The organism is Xanthobacter sp. DMC12, from assembly GCF_056314105.1.
On the sequence record NZ_JBQUYZ010000003.1, the window covers coordinates 176,531 to 197,508 of the forward strand.

Genomic DNA, 20,978 nt, shown 5'->3' on the forward strand with positions numbered 1-20,978 from the left:
CCGCCCAGTCTCCCGGCAAACCCGGGGCATAACGGGACTTAGCGGGAGGAACGTGGATGACGAGCATTCGAGGCGTCGGAAAAGCGTCGTGGGGTCGCGGCCTGTGCGCGGCGATCGCCATGACGGCGGCGATGGGCGGAGGCCACGCCTTCGCGCAGACCGAGATCACCATGTGGAGCAACTGGCCCGACGAGCCGGCCAAGAAGGAATGGGTGACGGCGCGGGTGAAGGAGTTCGAGGCCGCCAACAAGCAATGCACAGTGAAGCTCAGCTTCATCCCCAAGGCGGACATCTACACCCAGGCGAAGTCAGCCGTGCGCACCGGCCAGGCCCCGGACATCTTCTACATGGAGCCGGACCAGCCCGAATTCCTCGCCGGTGGCTTCCTTGAGCCCCTCGACGGCTACATCGACCTCAACGGCCTCGAAGACTGGGCCAAGCCCGCCTGGACCTCCAAGGGCAAGGTCTATGGCGTGCCGGTGGAGGCCTATACGGTCGAGCTCTACTACAACAAGGACCTCGTGAAGAAGGTCGGCGTGGACGTGCCCGCCTCCTTCCAGCTCACGCAGGCGCAGTTCACCGACCTGGTGAAGAAGGGCGTCGCCGCCGGTATCACGCCGGTGTCGCAGGGCGTTGGCGACCGGCCCTTCCCCGGCGGCCAGCTGCTGTTTGAATCGCTGCTGCGCAAGCTCGGGCCGGATGACTACATGAAGCTCCTCAACGGCGAGCTGTCGTTCAAGGATCCCCGCGTCCAGGAGGTGATGACCTGGGTGAAGGAACTGGTGGATGCCGGCGCCTATCCCAAGAGCTTCTCCACCCTGAAGCTCGGCGAATCCCACTTCTACTTCTACAATTCTCCGGGCTCCCTCACCTTCCCCGATCCCAGCTGGTTCACCGGCCGCGCCTTCGCGGCGCCGGAGAAGGGCGGCATGCCGGCCAACTTCCCGCTGGGCATCATGAAGTTCCCGGCCATGGACAAGGGCGCCTGCCCGAACTGCAAGACGCTGGCAGTGGCGGGCAGCTTCGTCATGTATTCCAAGGGCAAGAACAAGGATTGTGCCGGCGCGCTGTTGAAATCCATGGCCAATGCCGAGAACGGCACCAAATGGATCAGCGAAGTCTCGTTGCAGAGCGGGCTCAAGTCCGATCCGGCGAAGATCGTCAGCCCGCACAAGGCGTATTTTGACGAGCTGAATGCCCGGAACAAGGACGTGACCTATTTCTTCGGCACGCCCCTGCTCTACTACCGGGCCAAGTGCGCCGAGACCTACATCCAGGTCATGAACAACGCCTTCCCCGCCGGCCTCATCAGCGTTGCCGATGCGGCGGAGAAGATGGATGCCGCCTGCCTGAAGAAGTGAGCGATGCCCGACGCCATTTCCATCCGAACCGCGGCCAAGAGCGGGGAGGCGAAAGCCTCCTCGCGGGCCACCCTCGCCGACCCCAGGCGCGCCACGCGGCTGGTCCTCGCCATCTTTCTCGGGCCGGCCCTGCTGGTCTATTGCGGGCTCACGGCCTATCCGGCCTTCCGCACCATCTTTGACAGCTTCTTCACCATCGAGGGGATGGACGCGACCTTCGTCGGCCTCGCGAACTATCGCGAGTTGATGGGCGACGAGACCTTCTGGGTCGCCGTGCGCAACACCTTCATCTGGTCCTTCGTCGCCCCCGTCATTGATGTCGCCACCGGCCTTCTCCTCGCCCTCGCGCTCTATGCCGGCGTGCCGTTCGCCCGCTTCCTGCGCGTCGCCTGGTTCACGCCGGTGCTGCTCTCCTACGTGGTCGTCGCGATCCTGTGGATGTGGATCTACAATTACGACTGGGGCGTGCTGAACGTGATGCTGCGGGCCGTGGGCCTCGGCGATCTCGCCTCCTCCTGGCTGGGCGATCCCAACCTCGCGCTCGGGGCGGTCATCGTCACCCATGCGTGGAAATGGGCCGGCTTCAACATGGTGGTGTGCCTCGCGGCCATCCACTCTTTGCCGAAGGAAGTGCTGGAAGCCTCCGACCTCGACAATTGCGGCTGGGGCGCGAAGCTGCGCTACATCATCATCCCCATGCTGCGGCCGACGTTGCTGTCGCTCTACATCCTGTCCTTCATCGGCAAGATGAAAGTCTTCGATCTCGTCTGGATCATGACCCAGGGCGGGCCTTTGTGGGCGACGGAGACGGTCTCCACCTACGTCTACAAGCGCGCCTTCAACTGGAACACCTTCGACCTCGGCTATCCCTCCGCCATCGCCACCGTGTGGTTCCTGGTGGTGTGCGCCGCGGTCATCATCCTCAACCGCGTGCTCGGCTCGCGCGAGCGGCTGGAGTATTGAGATGGCCGCAACCCTCGCAGCCAACCCCGGCCGCGCGCCGCTGCCGCGCCTGTTCTCGCGGGGCATCCTCGCGCTGGTTCTGGGCGTCTACACCATCTACCAGCTCGGGCCCTTCCTGTGGCTCGCCACCATGTCGGTGCGCACGACGGCGGAGATCAGCGCCGATCCCTACGCCTGGCCGAGCCCGATGCACCTCGACCAGTTCCGCACCGCATGGGTGGATTCCGACTTCGCCACCTATTTCTGGAACTCCACCCTCGTGGTGGTGGGCGCGGTGGCGGTGCTCACGATCATCGGTGCCGCGGCGGCCCATGCGCTGGCGCGCTACCGCTTCCGGGGCAACCGGATCATCTACGGCATCCTGTTCTCGTCCATCATCTTCCCGCCGCAGATCACCTTGATCTCGCTGTACCAGATCCTGGTGGACTACAATCTCTACAACAGCCTGTTCGGGCTGGCGCTGGTCTATATCTCGCTCCAGCTGCCGTTGACCGTGTATCTGCTGGAAGGCTTCTTCGCCCGCATCCCGCAGGACCTGTTCGACGCGGCCAAGATGGACGGCTACGGCGATCTCGAAATCTTCTGGCGCATCGTGCTGCCGGTGGGCATGCCGGCCATCGCCACCACGCTGATCCTGAACTTCATCCAGCTCTGGAACGAGTTCCTGTTCGCCGTGGTGCTCATCACCGATCCGGACAAGCGCACCCTGCCCATCGGCATCCGCGCCTTCATGGGCGATCATTTCCAGGACATCGGCATGATCGCCACCGGCGTCATGATCTCGGTCATCCCGGTGATCATCGTCTACGTCTTCTTCTCCGAAAAGCTGATCCGCGGCATGACCGCCGGCGCGATCAAGTGAGGCTGCCATGGCAGTGGTGAAACTCGACAAGATCGTGAAGCGCTATGGCGGCGGCGGCCCCGTGGTGGTGGAGGACGTGGACCTCACCATCGACGACGGCGAGTTCATGGTGCTGCTCGGCCCCTCGGGCTGCGGCAAGTCCACGACGCTGCGCATGATCGCGGGGCTGGAGACCATCTCCGGCGGTACGCTTTCCATCGACGGGCGGGTGGTGAACGACGTGCCCGCCAAGGACCGCGACATCGCCATGGTGTTCCAGTCCTACGCGCTCTATCCGCACATGAGCGTTGCCGACAATCTCGCCTTTGGGCTGCGCCGGCGGGCCATTCCCAGTGCCGAGATCGAACGGCGGGTGAAGGAGGTGGCGGCGCTCCTCGGCCTCGCACCGCTGCTGACGCGCAAGCCCAGCGCGCTCTCCGGCGGCCAGCGCCAGCGCGTCGCGCTCGGCCGCGCCATGGTGCGCGAGCCGCAGGTCTTCCTGTTCGACGAGCCGCTCTCGAACCTCGACGCGGCGCTGCGCGTCAACACCCGCAGCGAGATCATCAAGCAGCACCACCGCCTCGGCTCCACCATGATCTACGTCACCCACGATCAGGTGGAGGCGATGACCATGGGCACGCGCATCTGCGTGATGAACGCGGGCAAGGTGGCGCAGATCGGCGCGCCTTTGGACGTGTACTGGCAGCCGGCCAACACCTTCGTCGCCCGCTTCCTCGGCTCGCCGCCCATGAACCTCATGGATGCGACGCTCACCGCCGCCACCCGCCGCGCGTCGAGCCCGGCGCTGGATGCGCCGCTCGCCCGCTGGAGCGACGGCGTGCTTCAGGCGCGCGACGGCCGCAAGGTGACGCTCGGCGTGCGCGCGGAAGACATGGCGATCGATCCCGCGGCCCTCGACGGTGCGCCGGGCGGGCGCGTCACCGGGCGCACCGTCGCCGTTGAGCCGCTGGGCGCGGAGACGCTGCTGCTGCTGGAACTGCCCGGCGGCGGCGAGATCACCGCCCGCCTGCCCCGCCACGTCACCGCCGCGCCGGACGAGACGGTAGAGCTCTTCTTCCGGGCCGACGCCACCTATCTGTTCGATGCGGAGACGGGCGACGCCATCGCTCCGCTGGAGACCGGAGCCGCCGCGGTGCGCGCCGCCGTGCAGCGGAGGACGCACTGATGGCCACGCCGCTCCGCGTCGGGCTCATCGGCGCCGGCTGGGTCACCCAGCATCACCTCAGGGGCTGGGCTGCGCTGGGCGAGGCCGCGAAAGTCGTGGCCATCGCCGATCCATCCGCCGAGCGCGCCGCCGAGCGGGCGAGTGCCTTCGGCATCCCCGCCGTCTTCACCAGCGCCGAGGCGATGCTGGCCGCCGGCGGCCTCGATGCGGTGGACATCGCCGCGCCCCGTGCCGTCCATGCCGAGCTGGCCCGCCTCGCCGCGCGCCACGGCCTGCCCATCCTGTGCCAGAAGCCCCTCGCCCCCAACCTGCCCGAAGCGGAGCAACTGGTGGCGGACATCGGCGGCCGTGTGCGGCTGATGGTGCATGAGAACTGGCGTTTCCGCGCCTATTATCGGCAGGCCGCCGAATGGCTCCACGCCGGGCGCATCGGCCCGGTGAGGGCCGCTCATCTCTCCCTCGTCACCTCCGGCACCGTCCCGGACGCGGAAGGGCGCTTCCAGGCGCTGGAGCGCCAGCCCTTCATGCGCGAGGAACGGCGCATGCTGGTGGCGGAGGTGCTGATCCATCACCTCGACACGCTGCGCATGCTGCTCGGCCCGCTCAAGGTGGAGGCCGCCGCCCTCAGCCGCACCTGCACCGCGATGCGGGGCGAGGACGGCGCCGTCATCCAGCTCTCCACCGCTGATGGTGCCGGCGTCTCCATCTTCGCGAGCTTCGCCGCCTATGGCGTGCCAGCCCAGCAGGCGGACCGGCTGACCATCCTCGGCGATGCCGGCACCCTGCGTCTCGAAGGGTCCACGCTCAGCCTCGCCGGCCCCGCGCCGGAGCGGCTGGACTATGATCCCGAGGCGACCTATCTCGGCTCCTATGCGGCGACGATCGCCCATTTCGTCGCGTGTCTTCGAAGCGGCGCGCCCTTCGAGACGTCGCCAGAGGACAATCTGGAGACCTTGCGGCTGGTGGAAGACTGCTACACGCTTTCCGGATTCGAGACGGCGAACAGGAGCGCCGCATGAGCGAAGCGTCCCTTCCCGCATCTATTCCCGCATCCCGCGCCGACGAGCAGGCCGAAGTCCAGCGCCGGCTGGAGGACGACATCATCTTCGGCCGGTTCGCCCCCGGCTCGCGGCTGGTGGAAGACACGCTGATGGCGCGCTACGGCGCCTCGCGGCACTACATCCGCCAGGCGCTGGTGCAATTGGAGCGCACCGGCGTCGTGCGGCGCGAGAAGAACGTGGGCGCCACCGTGTGCTCCTATTCGGCGCAGGAGGTGCAGCAGATCTACGCGGTGCGCGAGATGCTCACCCGGCAGGCGGCTCTGATGATCCCCCTGCCCGCCCCGCCGGAGCTGATCGCCCGCCTCAAGGACATCCAGGCCGATTATTGCCGCAATGCCGACGCCGGCAATCTGCGCGGCATCCACGAGACCAACGACCTGTTCCACCTGACGCTGTTCTCGGGCTGCGGAAATCCCTATCTCGTGCGCACGCTGCAGGATTACATGGGCTATACCCTGCCCATGCGCGCCAAGAATCTCGCCGATCACGCCGGGCTCCAGCTCTCCCGCCGCCAGCACGACATCATGATCGAGCTGCTGCAGGGAACGGACAGCTGGGCGCTCGCGCAGCTCTGCGTCGATCACATGCAGTACAGCAAGGCCGACTACCTCGCGCGGACCGCCGGCACGGCGGCCTCTGGCCGGCTGGCCATCGCCGACTGACGGCCCGCGCGAACAAGACGAAGGGAAGACCCATGGATCTCGGACTGAAAGGCAAGACGGCCCTCGTGCTCGGCGCGGGCGGCGGGCTCGGCAGCGCCATCGCGGCGACGCTGGCGGCCGAAGGCGCCAAGGTGGCGCTGGGCGACATCGACCTTGCCGCCGCCGGTGCGGTGGCGGAGCGCATCGCGGCCTTGGGCGGCGAGGCGATGGCGCTGAAGTTCGACCTTTCCGACCTCGCCGGCATCGATGCCCGCATCGCCGAGATCGAGGCGAAGCTCGGCCCGGTGGACGTGCTGGTCAACAACACGGGCGGGCCGCCCCCCACCCCGGCCGCCGGGCAGGACCCGGCGCTTTGGGCGAAGAGCTTCAACGACATGGTGCTCTCGGTGATCGCCATCGCCGACCGGGTGCTGCCCGGCATGCGCGCCCGCAAGTGGGGCCGCATCATCACCTCCACCTCCTCCGGCGTGGTGGCGCCCATTCCCAACCTCGCCATCTCCAACGCGCTGCGCCTGTCGCTGGTGGGCTGGTCGAAGACGCTCTCCCGCGAGGTGGCGCGCGACGGCATCACCGCCAACATCATCCTGCCCGGCCGCATCGCCACCGACCGCATCAAGTTCCTCGACGCCAAGAAGGCCGAGCGAGAGAACCGCTCCGTGGAGGAGGTGTCGGCGGAAAGCACGGCCTCCATCCCCGTCGGCCGCTACGGCGACCCGCAGGAATATGCCAACGTGGTGGCCTTCCTCGCCGGCACGCCCTCGTCCTATGTCAACGGCTCGGTCATCCGCGTGGATGGCGGCCTCATCGCCAGCATCTGATCGGTTTCATCATGCTTCTCGACGCCAGCGCCTCCGGCCTGTTCCCCATCGCCCCCACCCCGTTCACGCCGGACGGGAAGATCGACGAGGGCTCCCTCGACACCCTGATCGCGCGCTATCTCGCCGCCGGCGCCACCGGCGTGACGGTGCTCGGCATCATGGGCGAGGCGCCCAAGCTGGAGCCGGAGGAATCCCTCGCCGTCACCGCGCGCTTCATCGCCGGCTTCGGCCAGCTGCCGGTCATCGTCGGCGTCTCGGCGCCGGGCCTCGCCGCCATGCGCTGGCTGGCGCGGGCCGCCATGGACAAGGGCGCGGCGGGCGTCATGATCGCCCCGCCGCCGAGCCTGCGCACGGACGACCAGATCACCGGTTATTACCGGCAGGCCATCGAGGCCATCGGCGACGATATCCCCTTCGTCATCCAGGATTATCCGCTCACCCTCACCGTGCAGATGACGCCCAAGGTCATCCGCCAGATCGTTCAGGAGAACCCCTCCTGCGTGATGCTGAAGCACGAGGACTGGCCGGGCCTCGAGAAGATCTCCGCGCTGCGCGCCTTCCAGAAGGAAGGCTCCATGCGCCCCATCTCCATCCTCACCGGCAACGGCGCGCTGTTCCTCGATTTCGAGATGGAGCGCGGGGCGGACGGCGCCATGACCGGCTACGCCTTCCCCGAGATGCTGGGCGACGTGGTGAAGCTGCAGAAGGCCGGTGAGCGGGAGGCGGCGCATGACCTGTTCGACGCCCACCTGCCGCTGCTGCGCTACGAGCAGCAGCAGGGCGTCGGCCTCGCGGTGCGCAAATATGTGATGATGAAGCGCGGCTTCATCGCCTCCGACGCCCAGCGCAAGCCCGGCTCATCCCTCTCCGCCACCGCGCGGGCGGAAGTGGACTATCTGCTCTCCCGCCTCGCCCGGCACGATCCGCGCGCGCTGGTCTGAAACGACGAGATTTGAAGTTCGACCGGGGCGGCTCCAACGATGGAGCCGCCCCGTTCTGTTTTAAGGCCGATCTAGCGCGCCACCCACGTGCCGCTGCCGGCGATCTCCTCCGAAATCCGCCGTCCCGCATCGATGACGGCGGCACGGATGGCCTGGGACGCGCCAGCGAGATCCTCCGCCGCGAGCACGAGGCTGACGCCCGCAATGACCTGCTTGTTCACGACGACCGGCGCCGCGATGCCCGCGCGCCCCTCGGCGACCTCCGAGACCGTCTCCACCACGCCGTCGCGGCGGATGGCGCGCACCTCGGCCTTGAAGGCTTTCCAGTCGCCGTGTCCGAGACGGGCGCGGATGGTGTCCTCGTTGTCGAGATAGATGCGCTTCAGGGAGCGGTCGTCGAGATGGGCTAGCACCACCTTGGATGACGCGCCGGCGAAGAGCGGCATGGCGACGCCGCGCTCATAGGTGGTGATGGGATGGGGTGCGGTGCCATGCTCCTGATGCACGCACATCACCGTGTCGCGATAGCGCCGGCAGAGGATCGCCGTCGCGCGCTGGGTGGTCTGGTCGAGCAGGTCGTGCATGACCCGCGAGGCGATGGGGATCAGCGTGTCCCCCTGCCGCAGCAGCCGGTCATATTCGATGAAGGCGGGGCCGAGCACGTAGCCGGCGCCGATGACGGGATCGAGGAAGCCGGCGCGGCAAAGCTCCTGCACGTCGCGATAGGCGGAACTCTGGGACACGCCCGTCTCCTGGGCGATCTCCTCCACCGTCAGCGGCCAGGGGCGTCCGCGAAACAGTCCCATGACCTGAAGAATCCTGCTGGCCAACCTCGCCCTCCCCAAGAATGATACTTTATATCATTCAGTAGGAATTTCTCAAAATTCCTACCTGTTGCGAATTATGCTTGAAGGAGATGAAAAGTTCGAGCACTCTTTCGGCAGATGACGCGCGGCAAGACGCGTCCCCCTTCCGGAGAGAGATGATGAAGCGCGTCCTTCCCCGCCTCGTTGCCGCTGCCCTCGCCCTCAGCATTCCGCTCGCCGGGGCCCATGCGCAGGCGCCGAAGACCGAAGTGAAGCTCGCCGTTCTGGCCCCGAGCGCGCTGCTGTGGCTGCACGCTATCGCCATGGACAAGGGCTTCTACGACAAGCGGAACATCGCCGTGCGCGAGCTGCGCGCGTCGGACAGCCCGGCGCTGCTGCAGGCGGTGGCGTCCGGTAGCGCGGATGCGGGCATCGCCCTTGGCGACCTCGCGGTGCGCGCCATCGACAAGGGTGCCCCGGTCATCATCGCCGGTGCGGTGCTCGACAAGACGATCCTGCGCCTCTACGGCGCCAAGGGCACGGCTTCTGTGAAGGATCTCGCCGGCAAGCCGCTGACCGCCGGCGCGGTCAAGGGCGGCACGGCCAACCTGCTGAAGTATCAGCTGAAGCAGGCGGGCGTGGACCCGGCTGGGGTGCAGATGGTCTCCATCGCCAATTCCCGCGACCGCATCATCGCCATGGGCAACGGGCAGGTCGCCGGCGCGCTGCTGATCGCCCCCTTCGACACCCTGGCCGGGCGTGATGGCGCCGTGCTGCTCGACGTCTATCGCGAGCCTTACGTCCAGACCCCGCTGGTGCTGAACAAGGCCTGGGGCGAGGCGCCTGCCACGCGCCCCGCCGCCATCGCGGTGACGCAGGCGCTGAAGGAGGCGGCCGCCTTCATCGACGACCCGGCCAACAGGGACGCCGCCATCGACGTGCTCGCCGCCTACACCAAGACGCCGCGCGACGTGGTGGAAGATTCCTACGCCTTCATCGTGAAGGAGCAGAAGGCCGTTCCCGCAGATCTCTCCGTCCCGGCCGCCGGCCTTGAAAACCTCTACAAGATCGACGCCGCGGTGGGTGGAGATCCCCAGACCCAGGCCTTCGACCTCAAGCGCTACTACGACCCCAGCTACATCGCGGGCAAGTGAGCCGACAGGCGCGAGGAGCTGCGGCCATGGCCCATTTTCGCGACATGCGGACGCCGGTGACGCTGCTCACGGGCTTCCTTGGATCGGGCAAGACCACCCTGCTCAACGGGTGGCTGCGGGATCCCGCGCTGAGCGACGCGGCCGTGATCGTCAACGAATTCGGCGAGATCGGCATCGACCATGCCCTCATTGCGGCCAGCTCGGACAACACCATCGAGCTGTCCACCGGCTGCCTGTGCTGCACCGTGAAGGGCGACCTCGTGGAGACGCTGCGCGACCTCACCGAGAAGCGCGCGCGGGGCGAGGTGAAGGCCTTCGCGCGGGTGATCATCGAGACCACCGGCATGGCCGATCCCGGCCCGGTCATCCAGGCGCTCATTACGTTTCCTGTCGCCCGCACCTATCGGCTCGGGCGGGTGGTGACGGCGGTGGACGCGGTGCAAGGCATGGGCACGCTCGACCGCCACGCGGAAGCGCGCAAGCAGGTGGGCGTCGCCGACGAGGTGGTGCTCACCAAGGCGGACCTCGCGGGAACCGATCTGGCCCCGCTGGAAGCCCGCATCGCCGGCCTGTCCCCCGGCGCGCGGCTGCATTTGTCCTCGCTCACGCATCTCGCCCAGCCCACCCTGCTCGACGGCATCGACCCCGCCGATCCCGACACCCGCCCCAGCGAAGTGCGCGCCTGGCTGCGCGCGGAAGCCTTCGAGGCGGCGGACCCGGTGACGCACCGGGAGGACATCGGCTCCTTCTGCCTCGCCTTCGACGAGCCTCTGCACTGGGAGCACGTCTCGGCGTGGCTCGACGCGCTGGTCATCGCCCATGGCGACGACCTGCTCAGGGTGAAGGGCATCCTCGCCATCACCGGCCGCAACAAGCCGGTGGTGGTGCAGGCCGTGCAGCGGCTGTTCTCGCCGCCGGTGGAGCTTTCCGCCTGGCCGGAGGGGATGGCGGGCTCGCGCATCGTCTTCATCACCCGCGGCCTGTCGCAGGCTTACGTGACCGAGGTGCTGGACGTGATCCGCACCCGTCCCGTGGCGCTCGACCTCGCGTCCTGACGCGCCGCCGGCCCTTTCGCTTTCTAATCGGCCCGCGCGGGCCTCGTCCTCGGGAGAGTAGTGTGGACACCATCATCAAGAACGGCCTCGTCGTGACCGCCGACGGCCGCTTCGAGGCCTCCATCGGCATCAAGGACGGGGCCATTGCCGGCATCTTCGAGCCGGGGCTGGAGCCGGCCGCCGCCGAGGTGATCGACGCCAAGGGCCTCGCCATCCTGCCCGGTGTCATCGACATGCACTCGCACCACCGCGAGGGCTCGCTGCCGGGCTTTGAGTACAAGGACACCATCTACACCTCGACGCTCCAGTGCGCCGCGGGCGGCGTGACCACCTCGGTGGCCATGCCCAACGTGACCCCGCCGCCCAACACGCTGGACCTCCTGGAGAAGCAGTTCGCCATCTATGAGCGCGACGCGGTGGTGGACTGGAATTTCAATCCCGCCCCCACCATCCTCGAGGAAGTGCCTGGGATGGCCGCGACCGGCATCGCCGCCTTCAAGTTCTTCATGGTGGTGGATACCGGCCGCTCCTATCCGCACATGCCGGGCATCGGCGTGCACGACCACGGCAAGATCCTGGAGATCATGAAGGCCGCCGCCGCCCACGACGTGCCGCTCATGATCCATCCCCACGACCAGGCGCTGATGGACGTGATCGAGCAGGAATTCTGGGCGCGCGGTGAGCGCGACGCCCTCGCCTACGCCAAGGCCTATGCCGCCCATGACGGGGTGATCTGGGAGACCGCCATCGCCACCCTGCTGCGCCTGCAGAAGGCGGCGGGCTGCCATCTCCACATCCTGCACACCCAGACCGCCGGCTCGGTGCAGCTCATCCGCGAGGCCAAGGCGCGCGGCCAGAAGGTGACGTGCGAACTGAACCCCTGGGCGCTGTTCCTCGGCTGCGAATGGGCCGCCATCCAGCGCCTCGGCTCCTACGCGCTCTCCTACTGGGTGCCGGAGAAGAACGTACCCGGCCTGTGGGAGGGCGTGCGCGACGGCACCATCGACATCATCGCCACCGATCACGCCCCGCACACCCGCGAGGAGAAGGAAATCGGCTGGACCGACGGCTGGAAGGCCCACACCGGCACGCCCTCGACCCAGTTCTACCTCTCCATGTTCCTCACCGCCGCCACCGAGGGCAAGCTGCCGCTGGAGCGCGTGGTGGAGGCCACCTCCACCCGCCCGGCGCGCCTGTTCCGTCTCGACCGCAAGGGCGAAATCAAGCCCGGCTTCGACGCCGACCTCGTGCTGGTGGACCTCGAAACCGAATATGAGGTGCGCGACGAGGATGTGCTCTCCCTCGTCGGCTGGAGCCCCTATGCCGGCCGCCGCTTCAAGGGCAAGCCGGTGCGCACCATCCTGCGCGGCCGCACCATCTATGTGGACGGCAAGGTGGTGGGCGAGAAGGGCTACGGCAGGCAGGCCGTCTCCACCGCCCGCCACGCGCACAAGGCCGCGGCGGAATGACCGCAGTCGCCCCTTTCTGGCGCAGCGTCTACGATTTCCTCGAAGGGCGCTCGCGTGCCGCAGGCCTTCTGCGGATGCTCATCTCGCTCGCCTTCGTGCTGGCGGTCTGGCAGGTGCTGGCGACCTATGTGGTCACCAACAAGCTGCTGCTGGTGCCGCCGGCCGAGGTGTTCCGCGCGCTCGCCAAGGAGAGCGCCAACGGTGCGCTGTGGACCAATGCGCTCGCCACCGTGAGCGCGGTGGCGGCGTCCTTCCCGGTGGCGGTGCTGATCGGCGTCGCCATCGGCCTCGCTCTGGCGTCGAGCCGGCTGCTCGCGCTCACCGCCGGGCCAATGCTGACGGCGTTGAACTCGGTGCCGCTGGTGGCGCTGGCGCCGCTCTTCATCGCGTGGCTGGGGCTGGGCTTCGCGTCGAAGTTCGTGCTCGTCACCATCTTCACCATCTTCCCGGTGCTGGTGACGACGGAGACCGGCCTCAAGGCCACCGACAGGAACCTCATCGAAGCGGCACGCTCGTTCAACGCGTCGCGCTGGCAGGTGTTCACCACGGTGACGCTGCCCTTCGCGGTGCCGTTCATCGTCTCGGGCATCCGTGTCGCCTGGGCGCGGGCGCTGGTGGCCATCATCATCGCCGAATTCTTCGGCTCGTTCGCCGGCTTCGGCTTCGCGATCCTCGCCGCCGGGCAGAGCTTCGACACCGCGACGCTGCTCGCCTACGTCATCATGCTCGGCCTGCTCGGCCTCATGGGCAGCATCTTCTTCGAGTGGCTGGAACGCCGGCTCGCACCGTGGCGGCAGGAGTGAACCGGATGGCACAGGCTCTCTCCATCGAAGGCATCAACAAGGTCTTCGAGCGCGCCGGCAAGCCCTCCGTTGAGGCCCTGCGCGACATCAACCTTTCCATCCGGGAAGGCGAGTTCGTCTCCATCGTGGGGGCGAGCGGATCGGGCAAATCGACGCTGCTGCGCATCATCGATGGCCTGCTGCCGGCCTCATCCGGCGTGGTGAAGGTCTCCGGCCACACGGTGACGCGGCCGGGCGCCGACCGCGCCATGGTGTTCCAGCAGGATGCGCTGCTGCCGTGGAAGCCGGTGATCGACAATGTCGCCTACGGCCTCACCATCGCGGGCACGCCCAAGCGCGACGCCCACGCCACCGCCCAGCGCTTCATCGACATGGCGGGACTGAAGGGCTTCGAGCAGCACTATCCGCACCAGCTGTCCGGCGGCATGCGCCAGCGCGTGAATGTCGCCCGCGCGCTGGCGGTGAACCCGAAGATCCTGCTTCTCGACGAGCCCTTCGCCGCGCTCGATGCCCAGACGCGGGAGATCATGCAGACGGAGCTGCTCAACATCTGGCAGAAGAGCGGCACCACCGTGCTGCTCATCACCCACCAGATCGACGAGGCGGTGTTCCTCTCCGACCGCGTGATCGTCTTCTCTGCCCGGCCTGGCTCGGTGCGCGAGGAAATCCCGATCCCGCTGCCGCGCCCGCGGGCGCTGGAGGTGAAGCGCCACGAGGCGTTCGGCGCACTGGTGGAGCGCATCTGGCACCTCATCGAGCATGAGGTGCGGAGCGCCGTCGCCGATAACCGCGCCTGAGGATGGCCGGCCCCGGCTGCCTACGCGGCCGGGGCGGCGCCTTCGCGGAAGGCCGCCGCTTGCCGCACGGGGTCCGACATGCCGGTGCCCGCCTGACAAAGTTCGAGCGCGCGGGCGAGGCTGCGCTCGATCTCGGCCTTGCGGATGCCGCGGGCGATGAACACAAGGAAGGACGGCCCGCCGTCGTCCACGCCCAGATGCGTCGGCGGGTGCATCACATGCTGCACGCCGTGGATGGCCAAAGGCCGGTCCGACGATGTGGTGCGCAGCAGCCCCTTCACCCGCAGGATGCGGTCGCCATGGGCATGGAGCAGCGCCGACAGCCAGAGTGTGAAGGCCGGCCAGTCCAGCGCGCCCGCGATGGGCAGCGTGAAGGAGGAGACTTCGGAATCATGCTCCGGCGCGTCGGCCAGGAACGGCGACGGCGGGGCATGCAGGCTTTCGCGCCCGGCGAGCACATCGCCCAGCCGGAACGTCTCGTCCTGGATGTCGAGAATGCGCGCGTCAGGGGAGATGGCACGCACCGCGGCGGCGAGGCGGGCGATCGGCTCGGCGGCGCGCATGTCGCCCTTGGTGATGACCACCGTATCGGCGATGGCCACCTGACGGCGCGCCTCCGGACGCTTTTCAAGATTGCGCAGGCCCGCCACCGCATCCACCACCGCAACTACGGAGGCGAGGCGCACATGCGCCTTCAGCCAGGGGTCGCGGGCGAGGGTCGCGATGACCGGCGCAGGATCGGCCAGCCCCGACGTTTCAAGGATGGCGCGGCGAAAGCCGCCGCCGGCTCTGGAACTGTCCTTGGCCATGCGCACCAAGTCGTGCATCGCCTTGGCGACGTCGGAGCGGCGCGCACAGCAGAGGCAACCGCCGTCGATCAGCTCCACCGCCTCGCTGGCATGCACCAGCAGGCGATGATCGACGCCCGCCTCGCCGAACTCGTTGACCATGAGGCCGGAATCGCCGCCCTCCGGGGTCTCGATGAAGCGGCGGATGAGCGTCGTCTTGCCCGAGCCGAGGAAGCCGGTCACGACGATCAGGGGCAGGCGCTCATCCATGGGCCAGTGTCTCCCGCGCGGGCGCGATGAAATCCTCGGCAAGGGGATCGATGCCACGGCCCGACAGGCTCTCCGCGATGGGCCAGACATCGCCCAGCGTCGGCGCGATCTTGGTGCGGCCGCGCGCATCGGTGAGCGCCAGCGCCTCCCCGTCCCAATCCTCGCAGATGAGGCCGAGCGGGCCGACCAGCGCATTCAGCATGGCGATGCGCCGTCGGCGCTCCGCGCGATAATGCAGGATGTCCTCGAACGGAAAGCGATCATCACGCTGCCGGGCGAAATCGCTCCAATGCTCTCCCGCGCCGAAGATGGCGCACACCTCGCACATGCCGGCTTCTCCTTCTCGCGTTCAGGCGGGGCTGTCCGGCGCGCCGCCGAGCGGCAGCTCCATGTCGGACAGCATGCTCTGGGTGAGGCATTCGGAAACGCGCTTGCGGGCGAGCCCGGCGTGGGAGCTGCCGAGCGTGTCCGCCCGGTCCGCGTCGCGGGCGCGGATCGCCTCCACCATCTCCCGGTGCTCGCGGATGATGTTGCCGATGTGCGCGTCATACGCCTCCTCGGTCGCGAAACAGTCGTAGGTCATGGCGAGGCGGGAGATGCGCAGATTGGTGGTGAGCAGCTGGAGATAGAAGCGCTCCACCACGCCATTGCGGCAGCAGGCGGCGATGGCGGCGTGGAAGCGCCAGTTGATCTCCAGCATGGCCTCGGAATCCCGCCGCGCCGTCGCCGCTTCGAAGGCTTCCCGCTGGGCATCGATGGCGACGATCTGCGCCTCCGTCCGCCGCAGCGCCGCCCATCTTGTGACGAGGCGTTGGGAGAGGTCGAACGCCTCCAGATGCTCGCGAATGTCGTTCCAGCCCATGGGCGCGACGCGCGTGCCGCGATTGGGCAGGATCTGCACCAGCCCCTCGCCGGCGAGACGGACCAATGCCTCGCGCAGCGGCGTGCGCGAGAGGCCGAGACGGCTCACCAGCGCCGCCTCATCAAGGTCAGAGCCCGGCGCGAGCGCCAGCGAGACGATCTCGGCGCGGATCACCTGATAGGCGAACTCGCTCGACCCCCCTTTGGAGATTCCCGCCTTGGCCACGGGAGGCAGGGCGCGACTGCCGCGTCCTGCGGCAGGGGTGCGATTTCTTTGTGCGCTGCGTTCAGACATCGTTGTTGCATGACTCAATTTATTTTGCATAAGATATGTATAAATAAGCCTTCCGTCAAGCATAAATTATATCAATTTCAATGAGTTGGAGGGGTAACGGGTGCTTTGGCAAGCCACCGCCAACGGGCTGCTTCTGGGCGGCCTCTACGGCATCGCCACCATCGGTTTTTCGATGGTCTGGGGCGTCATGGGGGTCATCAACCTCGCCCACACCGGCTTCATCATGCTGGGGGCCTACATCACCTACGGCCTGTTCCGCTTCGCGGGGCTCGATCCGATCGCCTCCATCCCAATCTCGATGATCGCCATGTTCGCGCTGGGCTACGCGCTGCAGGTGCTGGTGCTGAACCGCATCATCCGCACCAGCCTGCTGCTCTCGCTGGTGGTGACCTTCGGCATCGAGCTGGTGATGGTGGATGCGGTCTCCATCGCATTCACTTCCGACGTGCGCTCCGTGAATTCGTCCTATGCGGCGAGTTCCATCGAGGTGTTCGGCATCCTGGTGCCGGTGGTGCGTCTCATCGCGGCGGGCTTCTCCATCGCCCTCGGCATCGCCTTCTTCGCCTTCCTGCGCTTCACCCGCGCCGGACAGATGATCCTCGCCACCGCGCTCGACCGGGAGGTCTCCTCCCTGATGGGCATCAACCCCGAGCGGATCTACGCCCTCACGGCGGGCGCCGGCGCGGCGCTGGCCGGCGCCACGGGTTCGCTCGCCTCCATGCTCTTTCCGGTGATGCCGGGCATGGGCGTCACCTTCCTCAGCGCTGTGTTCGTCATCACCGTCTTGGGCGGCATCGGCTCGGTGGAAGGGTGCATCGTCGCCGGCTTCATCTATGGCCTCGTGCAGGCCTGGGCCGGCTATTTCCTCGGCGCCAATTATCAGGAGATCGTCGGCTTCGGCCTGTTCCTGCTGGTGCTGGCGCTGCGTCCGCAGGGCCTGTTCGGCCGCGCCTTCTTCGGGGAGCACGCATGATCTCCCCCTCTTCCCTCTCGGGCGCGCGGCGCCGCGCGCTTCTCTTCTGGGCCTTCTTCGCCGCCGGCGCGGTCGTCCTCGCGCTCGCGCCCCTCGCCCTCAACAATTACTGGCTCCGCGTGCTGACCACGGTGTTCATGTACGCCACGGTCACGCAGGGGCTGAACGTCATCGTCGGCCTCACCGGCTATCACGCCTTCGGCAATGCCGTGTTCTTCGGCTTCGGCGCCTATGCCTCAGGCGTCGCCATGACGCTGGGGGCGCCCTTTCCCGTGGCACTGGTCGCGGCGGTCGCCTTCTCGGCGCTGGTGGCGGGCATCATCGGCTGGCCCATCCTGCGGCTCAGGGGCCATTACTTCGCCATCGCCACCGTGGCGCTGAACCTCGCCGCCATTCAGCTTGTGATCCAGGTGGGCGGCGTCACCGGCGGGGCGGAAGGCCTGCCGCTGCCGCTGTCGGATCTGCCGCCGGGCCCGCTCTATCGCGCCATCTATCTGGTGATGCTGGCCGGCATGGTCGCCTCGACCCTGCTGGCGGCGTTCATCCTCACCCGCCCCTTCGGCTACGCGCTGCGCGCCATCCGTGACGGCGAGCGCGCGGCGGGGGTGATGGGCATCGACACCACCGCCACCAAGGTCGCGGCCTGGGCCATCTCCGCCGGCATCACCGGATTTGCCGGCGGCGTGTGGGCCTATTGGATCACCTTCATCGAGCCGGCCAGCGCGTTCGATCCCGCCATCGGCGTGAAGGCCTACATGATGCTCATCCTCGGCGGCATGGGCACGGTGATCGGGCCGGTGCTGGGCGCCTTCGTGCTGGAATTCCTCTCCACTTTGGTGTGGGGCGGCTTCCTGCAGGCGCACCAGATCGTGTTCGGCGTGCTCATCGTCGTCATCTGCCTCGTCGCCCCCAACGGGATGCTGGTGGCCGGGCGTTCCCTGATCCAGCGGTGGAGGTCGCGCCATGGCGCTGCTTGAGGCGAACGACCTCGAAATCCGCTTCGGCGGCGTGAAGGCGCTGGCCGGCGTCTCCTTCCGCGTGGAGGAGGGCGAAGTGTTCGGCGTCATTGGCCCCAACGGCGCCGGCAAGACCACGCTGCTGAACGCCATCTCCGCCGTCTACAAGCTCAACGGCGGCTCGATCCGCTTCGCCGGGGAGGACGTGACCGGCCTGCCGCCACATCGCCTCTCCCGCCTCGGCATCGCCCGCACCTTCCAGATCGTGCAGCCATTCAAGGCCATGAGCGTGCGGGAGAATGTCGCCATCGGCGCCATGTTCGGCCATGCGCGGCTGCGCACCCGCGACGCCTGGCTCGCCGCAGCCGACGCCGCGCTGGAGCGCACGGGACTTGCGCCCAAGGCGGAGTTCATGCCGCCGCAGCTCACCCTCGCCGATCGCAAGCGGCTGGAGGTGGCCCGCGCCCTCGCCATGGGGCCGCGCATCATCCTCTTCGACGAGGTGATGGCGGGCCTCAACCACACGGAGATCGAACGCATGATCGACCTCGTGAAGAGCCTCAAGCAGGCCGGCCTCACCGTGGTCGTGATCGAGCATGTGATGAAGGCGGTGCTGGCGCTCTGCGACCGCATCATGGTGCTGAACTTCGGCGCCAAGCTTGCCGAGGGCGTGCCGGACGACGTGGTGTCCGACCCCAAGGTGGTGGAGGCCTATCTCGGCCAGCGCTTCGCCAAGGCCCACGCAGCAGCGGGAGGGGCGCGATGAGCCTTCTTTCCGTGGAACGCCTCGCGGTGGCCTATGGCGACAGCCGCGTGCTGTGGGATGTCGGCTTCGACATGGCCGAGGGCGAGATCGTCGCCCTCGTCGGCGCGAACGGTGCCGGCAAGACGACGCTGCTGCGCGCCCTCACCGGCCTCGTGCCGGTGCGGGCGGGCCAGATGCGCTTCGCCGGCGCGGACCTCAACCCGCTGAAGCCCTATGAGCGCGCCCGGCGCGGCATCGCCATGGTGCCGGAGGGCCGGCGCCTGTTCGCCGGCCTCACCGTGCGCCAGAACCTCAAGCTCGGCGCCACCGCGCGCCCAAGCCGCGAGGGCGAGGACGACGACCTCGCCTTCATCTTCAAGCTGTTCCCGGAACTGGTACGGCTGGAAGGCCGGCTCGCCGGCCTCATGTCCGGCGGCGAGCAGCAGATGTGCGCGATCGGCCGCGCGCTGATGGCGCGGCCGAGCCTCCTGCTCATCGACGAGATGTCGCTGGGCCTCGCCCCCGTCATCGTCGATCGCATCGCGGACGCGGTGCGCCAGGTCAACCGCGAGCGCGGCATCACCGTGCTGCTGGTGGAGCAGGACGTAGGCCTCGCGCTGGAGATCGCCACCCGCGGCTACGTGCTGGATACCGGGCGCATCACCATCGACGGCCCGGCGGAAGACCTTCTGCGGCGCGAGGACATCCGCGCCGCCTATCTCGGCCTCAACTGACGTTTTCGGAGAGCGTGACGTGTCCCGACCCTATGACCTCGTGATCGAAAACGGCACGATCCACACCCCCTCCTCCTCCTTCAAGGCGGACATCGCCGTCCTCGACGGCAAGATCTCCGCCATCGGCGGCCCCTTCACGGAGGCGACGAAGCGCGTGGACGCCAAGGGGCTCGCCGTTCTGCCGGGCCTGTGGCACGTCCACTGCCACTTCCGCGAGCCGGGGCACACCTACAAGGAAGACTTCCAGACCGGCTCCGCGGCGGCGGCGGTCGGCGGCGTGACCATGTGCATCGACATGACCAACAACACGCCCCACCCGACCACGCTCGAAGACTACGAGATGAAGAAGGCGCTGGTCGCGCCCAAGGCCCATGTGGACTACGCGCTCTATGGCGGCGGGCTCTATCCGCGCACGGTGGAAGCTCTCGCGAAGGCGGGCGCCATCGGCATCAAGATCTTCAACACGCGTCACATCAAGGAAGTCTACCCCTACATCTCGGAACTCGGCGTGCTCGACCACGGCATCCTGTTCGAGCTTTATGAGGCGACGCGGGACATGGGGCTCGTCGCCTCGGTGCATCACGACGATCCCGAGTGGTGCAAGCGGCTGACCTTCCGCGACTACATCGACAAAGGCCGCACCGATGCCATGGCCTATCATGAGAGCTTCTCGAAGGGCTACATGTACGGCCACGGCATGGTCGCGGGCCTTGCGGCCTCGCTCTATTACGCCCGCATCTGCGGGGTGAAGCTGCACGTGCTGCATCTCGGCGTCATGCCCAAGGGCGCCAACGAGATGATCCACCACGCCAAGTATGATCTCGGCCAGGACGTGTCGTGCGAGCTGGAGCTCGGCACCATGTTCATGAACCGTGCGCAGATGGAGAAGGTGGGGCCGCGCACCTACAACTGGGCCTACGACCCCGAAGCCGGTTGGGAGGCCATCAAGGACGGCACCGCCGACATGATCGTGCTGGAGCACGCGCCCCATTCCAAGGACGACGTGGACCCGGGCTGGAAGGACCTGTTCTCGGTGCCGCTCGGCGTCACCGGCGCGCAGGAATACATCCCGCTGCTCATGAATGCGGTGAACGAGGGGCGCCTGACCCTCAACGACGTGGCGCGCCTCGCCGCCGAGGCCCCGGCCCGGCGCTTCGGCATCTTCCCGAAGAAGGGCGTGATCCAGCCCGGCGCGGATGCCGACTTCACCATCGTCGACATGAGCCGCGAAGGCGTCTTCCGCAACGAGGACATGCTCTCGCGCACCGGCTTCTCCAGCTGGGAGGGCATGGCCACGAAGGGCGCGGCCACCCACACCATCGTGCGCGGCACCATCGTCGCGCAGGACGGCAAGCTCGTCGGCGCGCCGGGCTTCGGGCGCTTCGTGCCCGGCACCGCGGCATCCGCCTGAGACAATCGAAGAAAACCGAACCTTCCGG

Annotated in this window: 22 protein-coding genes; 18 read left to right on the forward strand and 4 right to left on the reverse strand. The window is 67.8% G+C overall.

The genetic code is table 11. From position 1 onward, the window contains the following. Positions 1-56: 56 nt before the first annotated feature. From ACT535_RS13945 to ACT535_RS13980, 8 genes are read left to right on the forward strand one after another with little or no spacing between them, the layout of a single operon-like run. The gene (locus ACT535_RS13945; RefSeq protein ID WP_476364844.1) at positions 57-1,361 is read left to right on the forward strand and encodes an ABC transporter substrate-binding protein; all 1,305 of its coding nucleotides are present in this window, start codon (positions 57-59) and stop codon (positions 1,359-1,361) included. A 3-nt stretch (positions 1,362-1,364) separates the two neighbouring features. Beyond that, complete coding sequence (locus tag ACT535_RS13950; RefSeq protein WP_394029831.1) at positions 1,365-2,324, forward strand: carbohydrate ABC transporter permease; 960 nt, start codon at positions 1,365-1,367, stop codon at positions 2,322-2,324. A 1-nt stretch (position 2,325) separates the two neighbouring features. Then, complete coding sequence (locus ACT535_RS13955; RefSeq protein WP_476364845.1) at positions 2,326-3,186, forward strand: carbohydrate ABC transporter permease; 861 nt, start codon at positions 2,326-2,328, stop codon at positions 3,184-3,186. 7 nt (positions 3,187-3,193) lie between these two features. Then, complete coding sequence (locus tag ACT535_RS13960) at positions 3,194-4,351, forward strand: ABC transporter ATP-binding protein (RefSeq protein WP_476364846.1); 1,158 nt, start codon at positions 3,194-3,196, stop codon at positions 4,349-4,351. Next, complete coding sequence (locus tag ACT535_RS13965) at positions 4,351-5,370, forward strand: Gfo/Idh/MocA family protein (protein ID WP_476364847.1); 1,020 nt, start codon at positions 4,351-4,353, stop codon at positions 5,368-5,370. Before ACT535_RS13960 ends, ACT535_RS13965 begins: the two co-directional genes overlap by 1 nt. Continuing rightward, positions 5,367-6,074, forward strand: coding sequence for a GntR family transcriptional regulator (locus tag ACT535_RS13970; RefSeq protein WP_476364848.1), 708 nt, complete (start codon positions 5,367-5,369; stop codon positions 6,072-6,074). Before ACT535_RS13965 ends, ACT535_RS13970 begins: the two co-directional genes overlap by 4 nt. A gap of 32 nt (positions 6,075-6,106) precedes the next feature. Continuing rightward, a complete protein-coding gene (locus ACT535_RS13975; protein WP_476364849.1) occupies positions 6,107-6,892 on the forward strand; it encodes an SDR family oxidoreductase in 786 nt (261 codons plus the stop codon). Positions 6,893-6,903: 11 nt separating this feature from the next. Beyond that, positions 6,904-7,833, forward strand: coding sequence for a dihydrodipicolinate synthase family protein (locus ACT535_RS13980; RefSeq protein ID WP_168458959.1), 930 nt, complete (start codon positions 6,904-6,906; stop codon positions 7,831-7,833). 71 nt (positions 7,834-7,904) lie between these two features. Here ACT535_RS13980 and ACT535_RS13985 read toward each other — a convergent pair whose 3' ends face one another. After that, positions 7,905-8,678: an IclR family transcriptional regulator gene (locus ACT535_RS13985; RefSeq protein ID WP_476364850.1), complete on the reverse strand. Its 774-nt coding sequence runs from the start codon at positions 8,676-8,678 to the stop codon at positions 7,905-7,907. A 137-nt stretch (positions 8,679-8,815) separates the two neighbouring features. Here ACT535_RS13985 and ACT535_RS13990 point away from each other — a divergent pair, with 137 nt between their 5' ends. From ACT535_RS13990 to ACT535_RS14010, 5 genes are all read left to right on the forward strand, one after another. After that, entirely contained in the window at positions 8,816-9,793 is a 978-nt protein-coding gene (locus tag ACT535_RS13990) for an ABC transporter substrate-binding protein (RefSeq protein WP_476364851.1), read from the forward strand. A 26-nt stretch (positions 9,794-9,819) separates the two neighbouring features. After that, positions 9,820-10,848, forward strand: a complete 1,029-nt coding sequence (locus ACT535_RS13995; protein ID WP_476364852.1) for a CobW family GTP-binding protein — start codon at positions 9,820-9,822, stop codon at positions 10,846-10,848. A 62-nt stretch (positions 10,849-10,910) separates the two neighbouring features. Then, entirely contained in the window at positions 10,911-12,317 is a 1,407-nt protein-coding gene (locus tag ACT535_RS14000) for a dihydroorotase (RefSeq protein ID WP_476364853.1), read from the forward strand. Continuing rightward, on the forward strand, positions 12,314-13,120 hold the full coding sequence (locus ACT535_RS14005) for an ABC transporter permease (RefSeq protein ID WP_476364854.1): 807 nt from the start codon (positions 12,314-12,316) through the stop codon (positions 13,118-13,120). The genes ACT535_RS14000 and ACT535_RS14005 overlap by 4 nt, the downstream gene beginning before the upstream one ends. A gap of 5 nt (positions 13,121-13,125) precedes the next feature. After that, positions 13,126-13,917 carry an ABC transporter ATP-binding protein gene (locus tag ACT535_RS14010; protein WP_476364855.1) on the forward strand — a complete coding sequence of 264 codons (792 nt, stop codon included), beginning with the start codon at positions 13,126-13,128 and terminating at the stop codon, positions 13,915-13,917. A gap of 20 nt (positions 13,918-13,937) precedes the next feature. Here the strand turns inward: ACT535_RS14010 and ACT535_RS14015 are convergent, their stop codons facing one another. From ACT535_RS14015 to ACT535_RS14025, 3 genes are read right to left on the reverse strand one after another with little or no spacing between them, the layout of a single operon-like run. Continuing rightward, positions 13,938-14,975, reverse strand: a complete 1,038-nt coding sequence (locus tag ACT535_RS14015) for a CobW family GTP-binding protein (RefSeq protein ID WP_476364856.1) — start codon at positions 14,973-14,975, stop codon at positions 13,938-13,940. Continuing rightward, on the reverse strand, positions 14,968-15,303 hold the full coding sequence (locus tag ACT535_RS14020) for a hypothetical protein (protein WP_476364857.1): 336 nt from the start codon (positions 15,301-15,303) through the stop codon (positions 14,968-14,970). Before ACT535_RS14020 ends, ACT535_RS14015 begins: the two co-directional genes overlap by 8 nt. A 21-nt stretch (positions 15,304-15,324) precedes the next feature. Continuing rightward, entirely contained in the window at positions 15,325-16,062 is a 738-nt protein-coding gene (locus ACT535_RS14025) for a GntR family transcriptional regulator (protein WP_476328020.1), read from the reverse strand. A 169-nt stretch (positions 16,063-16,231) separates the two neighbouring features. Between ACT535_RS14025 and ACT535_RS14030 the strand changes: the two genes are divergently transcribed. The 5 genes from ACT535_RS14030 to ACT535_RS14050 are packed head-to-tail and all read left to right on the forward strand — an operon-like array spanning position 16,232 to position 20,950. Then, complete coding sequence (locus tag ACT535_RS14030) at positions 16,232-17,104, forward strand: branched-chain amino acid ABC transporter permease (RefSeq protein ID WP_476364858.1); 873 nt, start codon at positions 16,232-16,234, stop codon at positions 17,102-17,104. Continuing rightward, positions 17,101-18,081, forward strand: coding sequence for a branched-chain amino acid ABC transporter permease (locus ACT535_RS14035; RefSeq protein WP_476364859.1), 981 nt, complete (start codon positions 17,101-17,103; stop codon positions 18,079-18,081). The genes ACT535_RS14030 and ACT535_RS14035 overlap by 4 nt, the downstream gene beginning before the upstream one ends. Further along, positions 18,068-18,826 carry an ABC transporter ATP-binding protein gene (locus tag ACT535_RS14040; RefSeq protein ID WP_168458972.1) on the forward strand — a complete coding sequence of 253 codons (759 nt, stop codon included), beginning with the start codon at positions 18,068-18,070 and terminating at the stop codon, positions 18,824-18,826. The genes ACT535_RS14035 and ACT535_RS14040 overlap by 14 nt, the downstream gene beginning before the upstream one ends. Then, positions 18,823-19,539 (forward strand): ABC transporter ATP-binding protein, encoded by a 717-nt coding sequence (locus tag ACT535_RS14045; RefSeq protein ID WP_476364860.1) that lies wholly within the window; start codon positions 18,823-18,825, stop codon positions 19,537-19,539. Before ACT535_RS14040 ends, ACT535_RS14045 begins: the two co-directional genes overlap by 4 nt. A gap of 19 nt (positions 19,540-19,558) precedes the next feature. Then, a complete protein-coding gene (locus tag ACT535_RS14050) occupies positions 19,559-20,950 on the forward strand; it encodes a dihydroorotase (RefSeq protein WP_476364861.1) in 1,392 nt (463 codons plus the stop codon). Positions 20,951-20,978: the final 28 nt, after the last annotated feature.

Coding starts and splice junctions, on each gene's coding strand:
- ACT535_RS13945 (WP_476364844.1), top strand. CDS start 57: ATGACGAGCATTCGAGGCGTCGGAAAAGCGTCGTGGGGTCGCGGCCTG.
- ACT535_RS13950 (WP_394029831.1), top strand. CDS start 1,365: ATGCCCGACGCCATTTCCATCCGAACCGCGGCCAAGAGCGGGGAGGCG.
- ACT535_RS13955 (WP_476364845.1), top strand. CDS start 2,326: ATGGCCGCAACCCTCGCAGCCAACCCCGGCCGCGCGCCGCTGCCGCGC.
- ACT535_RS13960 (WP_476364846.1), top strand. CDS start 3,194: ATGGCAGTGGTGAAACTCGACAAGATCGTGAAGCGCTATGGCGGCGGC.
- ACT535_RS13965 (WP_476364847.1), top strand. CDS start 4,351: ATGGCCACGCCGCTCCGCGTCGGGCTCATCGGCGCCGGCTGGGTCACC.
- ACT535_RS13970 (WP_476364848.1), top strand. CDS start 5,367: ATGAGCGAAGCGTCCCTTCCCGCATCTATTCCCGCATCCCGCGCCGAC.
- ACT535_RS13975 (WP_476364849.1), top strand. CDS start 6,107: ATGGATCTCGGACTGAAAGGCAAGACGGCCCTCGTGCTCGGCGCGGGC.
- ACT535_RS13980 (WP_168458959.1), top strand. CDS start 6,904: ATGCTTCTCGACGCCAGCGCCTCCGGCCTGTTCCCCATCGCCCCCACC.
- ACT535_RS13990 (WP_476364851.1), top strand. CDS start 8,816: ATGATGAAGCGCGTCCTTCCCCGCCTCGTTGCCGCTGCCCTCGCCCTC.
- ACT535_RS13995 (WP_476364852.1), top strand. CDS start 9,820: ATGGCCCATTTTCGCGACATGCGGACGCCGGTGACGCTGCTCACGGGC.
- ACT535_RS14005 (WP_476364854.1), top strand. CDS start 12,314: ATGACCGCAGTCGCCCCTTTCTGGCGCAGCGTCTACGATTTCCTCGAA.
- ACT535_RS14010 (WP_476364855.1), top strand. CDS start 13,126: ATGGCACAGGCTCTCTCCATCGAAGGCATCAACAAGGTCTTCGAGCGC.
- ACT535_RS14015 (WP_476364856.1), bottom strand. CDS start 14,975: ATGGATGAGCGCCTGCCCCTGATCGTCGTGACCGGCTTCCTCGGCTCG.
- ACT535_RS14020 (WP_476364857.1), bottom strand. CDS start 15,303: ATGTGCGAGGTGTGCGCCATCTTCGGCGCGGGAGAGCATTGGAGCGAT.
- ACT535_RS14035 (WP_476364859.1), top strand. CDS start 17,101: ATGATCTCCCCCTCTTCCCTCTCGGGCGCGCGGCGCCGCGCGCTTCTC.
- ACT535_RS14040 (WP_168458972.1), top strand. CDS start 18,068: ATGGCGCTGCTTGAGGCGAACGACCTCGAAATCCGCTTCGGCGGCGTG.
- ACT535_RS14045 (WP_476364860.1), top strand. CDS start 18,823: ATGAGCCTTCTTTCCGTGGAACGCCTCGCGGTGGCCTATGGCGACAGC.